This window comes from Mesorhizobium sp. M4A.F.Ca.ET.050.02.1.1 (assembly GCF_003997725.1).
Taxonomy (GTDB): Bacteria; Pseudomonadota; Alphaproteobacteria; order Rhizobiales; family Rhizobiaceae; genus Mesorhizobium.
The window spans coordinates 1-584 of the sequence record NZ_RZSG01001429.1 but is presented as its reverse complement, the minus strand read 5'-3'; the positions used below and the strand labels follow the sequence as shown (position 1 = coordinate 584).

The following is a 584-nucleotide window of genomic DNA, read 5'->3' as shown; positions in this document are numbered from 1 at the left end:
GTATTGCGGTATTCGGCCATGGCATGGGCCGTGACCGCGGCCGTCACGTTGGGATTGCCATCGCGGTCGCCGCCGATCCACGAAGCATAGCGCATGAAGGAGGGAACTCTGATCGGCTCTTCCGGATAGTGACGCTCGAAGGCGCCTTGGAGCTTGCCATAGAGCTGCGGCGTCGCCTCGAAGATGACTTCGCGAAAGAAATGCAGGCCCCAGGCGATTTCGCGTTCGACCGTCGGGCGCTCCAGCCGCAGTTCACCCGTCATCCACAAAAGCTCGATTTCGCTTTCCAGATCGGCGACCAGCAGGTCGCGCTCGCGCGGCGCCCAGCGCGGCTGGTCGAGCTCGGTCAGCTTGCGATAGATACGGCGGTGGATCTCCAGCACCGTGACGCGCTTGGCCTCCGTCGGGTGCGCGGTCATGGTCGGGCCGACACAAAGCTCGCTGAGCGCCGTCTGGACTTCTTTCGCGGAGTGACCGTTCGCTGCCATCTGCGCGATCACGCTGGCAAAGGACCCGGGCACCTCATCGACACCGGCGCCTTGTTCGAGTTCGCGGCGCGCCCGCATGGCAAGCAACTCGTCGGC

Annotated in this window: 1 protein-coding gene; it reads right to left on the bottom strand. The window is 64.7% G+C overall.

Annotation, left to right across the window (positions count from 1 at the left end):
- Positions 1 to 584 (bottom strand): phosphoenolpyruvate carboxylase (locus EOA33_RS37960; protein WP_127407859.1); only part of this gene is annotated, 584 nt, incomplete at both ends.